The organism is Pseudomonas sp. AP42 (assembly GCF_001728935.1).
GTDB classification, from domain to species: Bacteria; Pseudomonadota; Gammaproteobacteria; order Pseudomonadales; family Pseudomonadaceae; genus Aquipseudomonas; species Aquipseudomonas lactis.
In genome coordinates, this window is sequence record NZ_LYSO01000073.1 from 24,794 (window position 1) to 31,178 (window position 6,385).

Sequence of the window (6,385 nt, forward strand, 5' to 3'; positions counted from 1 at the left end):
GCGGTGACTGTCATTCGGAAAGCAGGAGCATTCCCGTTCACACCGCCAGCATCCGAGCGTTGTCGCATGCTGTAAAAATTCGCATACCCCAGACACGCCAACGCGGGAGCAAGCTCCCGCGCGGCGACATCCTACCAGTCACCGCTTGTGAGCGGTCAACCGGGCGACCAAGTTACTTCTTCTGGTCGTCTTTAACTTCTTCGAACTCGGCATCGACAACATCGTCGTGCTTGGCTTCAGGCTCTGCTTGTTGCGCAGCGCCGTCAGCCGGCTGGCCTTGTTCGGCGTACATTTTCTGAGCAACTGGCGCGGAGACTTTCGACAGCTCCTCAACCTTGGCTTCGATGGCAGCCTTGTCGTCGCCTTTGATGGCGGCTTCCAGGGCAACCACTGCCGCTTCGATTGCGGTTTTCTCTTCGTCGGTCACTTTGTCGCCAGCATCAGCGATCATTTTACGCGTCGAGTGAACCAGCGCGTCACCCTGGTTACGGGCGCCTGCCAACTCTTCGAACTTCTTGTCCGCTTCAGCATTGGTTTCAGCATCACGGATCATCTGTTGAATTTCTTCATCAGACAGGCCGGAGTTGGCCTTGATGGTGATCTTCTGCTCTTTGCCGGTGGCCTTGTCTTTCGCGCCGACGTGCAGGATGCCGTTGGCGTCGATGTCGAAGGTCACTTCGATTTGTGGCACGCCACGTGGTGCTGGTGGAATCTCAGCCAGGTCGAACTTGCCCAGGGACTTGTTCTGCGCAGCTTGCTTACGCTCGCCCTGCAGCACGTGGATAGTCACGGCGCCCTGGTTGTCATCGGCAGTCGAGAACACCTGGGATTTCTTGGTAGGAATCGTGGTGTTTTTCTCGATCAGCGCAGTCATCACGCCACCCATGGTTTCGATACCCAGGGTCAGCGGGCTTACGTCCAGCAGCAACACGTCTTTCACGTCACCGGCCAGTACGGCACCCTGGATGGCAGCACCCATGGCAACGGCTTCGTCCGGGTTCACGTCTTTACGCGCTTCTTTGCCGAAGAACTCGGTGACCAGCTTCTGAACCAGTGGCATACGGGTCTGACCGCCTACCAGGATCACGTCGTTGATAGAGCCAACGTCGATACCGGAGTCTTTCAGCGCGATGCGGCAAGGTTCGATGGTGCGCTGAACCAGGTCTTCAACCAGCGCTTCGAGCTTGGAACGCGAGATTTTCACGTTCAAGTGCTTAGGACCGGTAGCGTCTGCAGTGATGTACGGCAGGTTCACGTCGGTCGACTGAGCGGAAGACAGCTCGATCTTGGCTTTTTCAGCGGCTTCTTTCAGGCGCTGCATGGCCAGCGGGTCACCTTTGAGGTTCATGCCGCTTTCTTTCTTGAATTCGTCAACGAGGTAGTCGATCAGACGAATGTCAAAGTCTTCACCACCCAGGAAGGTGTCACCGTTGGTGGCCAACACTTCAAACTGGTGCTCGCCGTCAACTTCTGCGATCTCGATCACGGAAACGTCGAACGTACCGCCACCCAGGTCGTAAACGATCACGGTGTGATCGCCCTTGGCCTTGTCCATACCGTAAGCCAGAGCAGCTGCGGTTGGTTCGTTGATGATACGTTTTACATCCAGGCCCGCGATGCGGCCGGCGTCTTTGGTGGCCTGACGCTGGCTGTCGTTGAAGTAGGCCGGAACGGTGATCACCGCTTCAGTCACTGCTTCACCGAGGTAGTCTTCGGCGGTCTTCTTCATCTTTTTCAAGATTTCAGCCGAGATTTGTGGCGGCGACATTTTCTGGCCGTTCACTTCAACCCAGGCGTCACCGTTGTCGGCCTTGGCGATTTTGTAAGGCACCATCTTGATGTCTTTCTGTACGACTTCTTCGTCGAACTTACGACCAATCAGACGCTTTACCGCGTACAGGGTGTTGTGCGGGTTGGTCACTGCCTGACGCTTGGCCGATTGGCCGACGAGGATTTCACCGTCGTTGGCGTAAGCGATGATCGACGGAGTGGTACGTGCGCCTTCGGCGTTTTCAATAACTTTTGCAACGCCGTTTTCCAGCACGGAGACGCAGGAGTTGGTGGTCCCCAGGTCGATACCGATAATTTTGCCCATGATTTACTCTCCCGAAACTTGAATTTGGTTGCCGCAGCAGTTGTGGCTAACTGCGGTAGCACTTAAACGCTTGACTTATAAATGGGGGCCTTGCGGCGGATTTCAAGCCTGCTCATCAATAGAAGGTGCAACGGGTGCAGGAGCCTTGCTCACCACCACCATTGCCGGGCGCATCAGGCGACCGTTGAGCTGGTAACCCTTCTGGAACACCTTGATCACGCTATTGGGTTCCAGGTCATGGCTTTCCTGCATGGCCATGGCTTGGTGATGCTCAGCATTGAACGGCTCGCCGGCCTGCGGATCGATCGCTTCCAACTGATAGCGCTTCAGGGTGTCCTGGAACATTTTCAGGGTCAGCTCGATGCCTTCGCGCATTGGGCGGATGTTTTCGTCGTCCGGGTTGGACAACTCAAGACCACGCTCCAGGCTGTCGATGATCGGCAGCAGGTCACCGGCGAATTTTTCCAGTGCGAACTTGTGAGCCTTCTCTACATCCTGCTCGGCACGGCGGCGGACGTTCTGCAGATCGGCGGCAACACGCAACGATTGATCCTGCGCAGCGGCCAATTGCTCTTCGAGCACTTGCACACGAGTCGCCAGTTCATCACCGGCAGCCGAATTGGCGTCTGGAGTTTGCGTATCCTGCGTCTGTTCGTCAGCCATAGATTTCTCCTTTCAAAATCATGCGCGAACTCAACTCGCGCTTCTGCTCCGGTATATGGGGCCACAATTTTCAGGTTCAAGGGCGCAGGCGTTACCAAAAGTCTTTCGATTGACCTGGATCATTTCCTTCACGCTCATTCCACATCGCGCTAAAAAAAATCGCGACTCAAGCAAATCGAGCTAAGCGCCAGGATTGTCAGCCCCGAACAAAACACTGTATAAATAACCAGACCTAAAGCCTGGGAGCGGCCGTCATGCTCGTGCACCTGTCTGTACATAACTACGCCATCGTTGAACATCTGGATCTTGAACTGGATCGCGGGATGAGCGTAATCACAGGCGAAACCGGCGCCGGCAAGTCGATCATGCTTGACGCCCTCGGCCTGACGCTTGGCGATCGCGCTGACAGTGGCGTGGTACGCCCTGGCTCCGACAAGGCCGATATCCTGGCCACCTTCGACCTGGCGGACATCCCTGAAGCCGAGGCATGGCTGGCCGAGCGCGACCTTAATAATGAAGGCCCCTGCATTCTGCGCCGGGTGATCACCGCCGAGGGGCGATCCCGTGGCTATATCAACGGCACGCCCTGCCCACTGGGCGACCTGAAAGCCCTGGGCGAATTGCTGATCGATATCCACAGTCAGCACGAACACCAATCCCTGTTGAAAACCGATACCCACCGTCGCCTGCTCGATGAGTACGCCGGTGCCACCGACCTTTCCCGGCAAGTTCAACTGGCCGCCCAACGCTGGCGCCAGACACGACAGGAACTGGAACGCCTTTCCAACTCCGGCGACGAACAACGCGCCCGCCACCAGTTGCTCAGCTATCAATTGGAAGAGCTCGAAAGCCTGGGCCTGGGTGAGACCGAGCTGGAACAGCTTGAGCAGGAACACAAGAACCTGACCAACGCCGAAACCCTGCTGGGCATCTGCCGCCAAGTGGTCGAGCAATGCAGCGAGAGCGACTCCGGCAATGTGCTCAACGCGCTGACGGCCAGCCTCAATCGCCTGTCCAGCGTGAACAATGCTTCTGGCTCACTGAGCGAAGCGACCACCCTGCTGACCAGCGCGCAGATCCAGGTTGAAGAGGCCGTGGGCGAACTCAATCGTTTCCTGGATCACTTCGACGCCGACCCAGCACGCCTGCAGGAAATAGAAGAACGCCTGGACACTATTTATACCCTGGCTCGCAAGCATCGAATCCAGCCGACGGAAGTCGCAACCATGCAGCAAAAACTGCTGGATGAAATCGAAACACTCAACGCGAACGACGAATCCATTGAGCGATTGGGCGAGGAGCTCGCTTCGTTTGCCCGTCATTATCAGGAAAAAGCCCGGGAACTGAGCGCTCTGCGCCAGCAGGCAGCTACTAGCCTGGCAAGCGCCGTTGAGCTGGAAATCCAACGCCTGGGTATGCCAGGCGGGCGCTTCACCATCGAGTTGCATCCCAACGCCAGTCAAGAATTGCAGCCCCATGGGCTGGAGCACGTCGAACTGCTAGTGAGTGCCAACCCCGGCCAACCGCTCAAGGCCCTGGCCAAAGTGGCCTCCGGCGGCGAACTCTCGCGGATCAGCCTGGCGATCCAGGTGATTACCGCACAGACCTCACGGGTACCCACCCTGGTATTCGATGAAGTGGATGTGGGCATTGGCGGGCCGACCGCAGAAATTGTTGGCCAATTGCTGCGCCGCCTGGGGGATCGCGGCCAGGTGCTTACGGTGACCCACTTGCCGCAAGTGGCAGCTCAAGGGCATCAGCACCTGTTTGTGCATAAGGTGCGCGGTAGCGACGCGACACACACCGCCGTCTCCAAGCTGAACAAGTCGGAACGGGTGGAAGAAGTGGCGCGGATGCTTGGTGGTATCGACTTGACTAAAGAGTCCTTGGCTCACGCGAAAAAAATGGTGGTGGCCGCGAAGGCTTGAAGCGACATTTTCCCCTCGATAGAAAGCACGAAGGCGACCCGAGGGTCGCCTTCAATCGTTTCGCAAAGCAAAACTGCGTCGATTTTTACTTTTTCTTACGGATGTACAACACGAGATTGTGGTCGACCAAATCGAACCCATGCTCCTCAGCAATCTTGTGCTGCAGCGCTTCGATTTCAGGGCTGGTGAACTCGATAACCTCATTGGTATCCAGGTCAACCATGTGGTCATGGTGACCACCGTCAGCCAATTCAAACACCGCATGACCGCCGTCGAAATTATGACGAACCACCAGCCCTGCGGCTTCAAACTGGGTCAGTACACGGTAGACCGTGGCCAGGCCGACGTCCTCGTTAGACTCCATCAGCGCCTTGTAAACGTCTTCGGCACTCATGTGGCGCTGCTCAGCAGAATCGAGCATTTGTAGAATCTTGACTCGTGGCAGAGTCACTTTGAGACCGGCTTTGCGTAGTTCGCTATTTTCAACCATGGTTAGCTTTCTCGCGGATGCTGCTTCGCAGCTTCTCTTAATACGGGTATGATCGGCGTTTACGTTGTCCCAGCCAAGATAGTGGAAGTCGCCCACCGATGCAAAACACCAAGCTCTTGCTAACCAGTTTCACCTTTGTGGGACTGCTCGCACTCGCCGGTTGTTCATTCCCCGGGGTTTACAAAATCGACATCCAGCAGGGCAATGTCGTCACGCAGGACATGATAGACCAGTTACGCCCGGGAATGACCCGACGGCAAGTACGGTTTATCATGGGTAATCCCCTGCTGACCGACACTTTCCATGCCGATCGCTGGGATTATCTCTACAGCCTGCAGCCGGGTGGCGGTGAACGCCAACAGGAGCGTGTCAGTGTCATCTTCAATGGCAATGACCAGCTCGTGAGCCTGTCAGGTGACTTCATGCCCGGCGTAAGCCGCGATGAAGCCTTGCTGGGCAAGGACAGCGGCACCAACGTGACCGCCCCTGCGCAGCAAGCTGAAAAACCAAAATCCGAGGTACCGGCCAAGCCAGGTTCCCTGCTGGACAGCATCCAGAAAGACATCGACAACGTGGAAACCGTGCCCGTGCCGACGCCTGAGCCTCTGGACACCAGCCCGCAATAATTTTGCACTCGATAAAAAGCCCGGCATGCCGGGCTATTTGTTGTCTGCCATTTGCATAGCGATATTGCCCACAGCATCAGCGCCTGGCTCAGATCCCTGTGGGAGTGGGTTGCTCGCGAAGGCGGTGTGTCAGTCAATAATTCTTCAACTGAACCACCGCTTTCGCAGGCAAGCCAGCTCCCACATTAGCCATGTATTGCCCACAAAATCAGCGCCTGGCTCAAATCCCCTGTGGGAGCGGGCTTGCTCGCGAAGACGGTGTGTCAGTCAATAATTCTTCAACTGAACCACCGCTTTCGCAGGCAAGCCAGCTCCCACATTAGCCATGTATTGCACACAAAATCAGCGCCTGGCTCAGATCCCCTGTGGGAGCGGGCTTGCTCGCGAAAGCGCTGTGTCAGTCAATGACTCTTCAACTGAACCACCGCTTTCGCAGGCAAGCCAGCTCCCACATTAGCCATGTATTGCCCACAAAATCAGCGCCTGGCTCAGATCCCCTGTGGGAGCGGGCTTGCTCGCGAAAGCGCTGTGCCAGTCAATGACTCTTCAACTGAACCACCGCTATCGCAGGCAAGCCAGCTCC

At 56.6% G+C, this 6,385-nt stretch carries 5 protein-coding genes; 2 read left to right on the top strand and 3 right to left on the bottom strand.

The window, feature by feature from the left end; translation table 11 throughout:
* Window positions 1-172: 172 nt before the first annotated feature.
* Both dnaK and grpE read right to left on the bottom strand, forming a co-directional pair.
* Complete coding sequence (gene dnaK / locus A7K61_RS21290) at window positions 173-2,095, bottom strand: molecular chaperone DnaK (RefSeq protein ID WP_003194213.1); 1,923 nt, start codon at window positions 2,093-2,095, stop codon at window positions 173-175.
* Window positions 2,096-2,197: 102 nt separating this feature from the next.
* Window positions 2,198-2,758, bottom strand: coding sequence for a nucleotide exchange factor GrpE (grpE, locus tag A7K61_RS21295; protein WP_003194215.1), 561 nt, complete (start codon window positions 2,756-2,758; stop codon window positions 2,198-2,200).
* Between the two features lie 254 nt (window positions 2,759-3,012).
* On the opposite strand from grpE, the gene recN reads away from it, so the two are divergent.
* Entirely contained in the window at window positions 3,013-4,686 is a 1,674-nt protein-coding gene (gene recN / locus A7K61_RS21300) for a DNA repair protein RecN (RefSeq protein WP_003194217.1), read from the top strand.
* 85 nt (window positions 4,687-4,771) lie between these two features.
* Here recN and fur read toward each other — a convergent pair whose 3' ends face one another.
* Entirely contained in the window at window positions 4,772-5,176 is a 405-nt protein-coding gene (gene fur / locus A7K61_RS21305; RefSeq protein ID WP_003194220.1) for a ferric iron uptake transcriptional regulator, read from the bottom strand.
* Between the two features lie 98 nt (window positions 5,177-5,274).
* On the opposite strand from fur, the gene A7K61_RS21310 reads away from it, so the two are divergent.
* On the top strand, window positions 5,275-5,802 hold the full coding sequence (locus A7K61_RS21310; protein WP_032895265.1) for an outer membrane protein assembly factor BamE: 528 nt from the start codon (window positions 5,275-5,277) through the stop codon (window positions 5,800-5,802).
* Window positions 5,803-6,385: the final 583 nt, after the last annotated feature.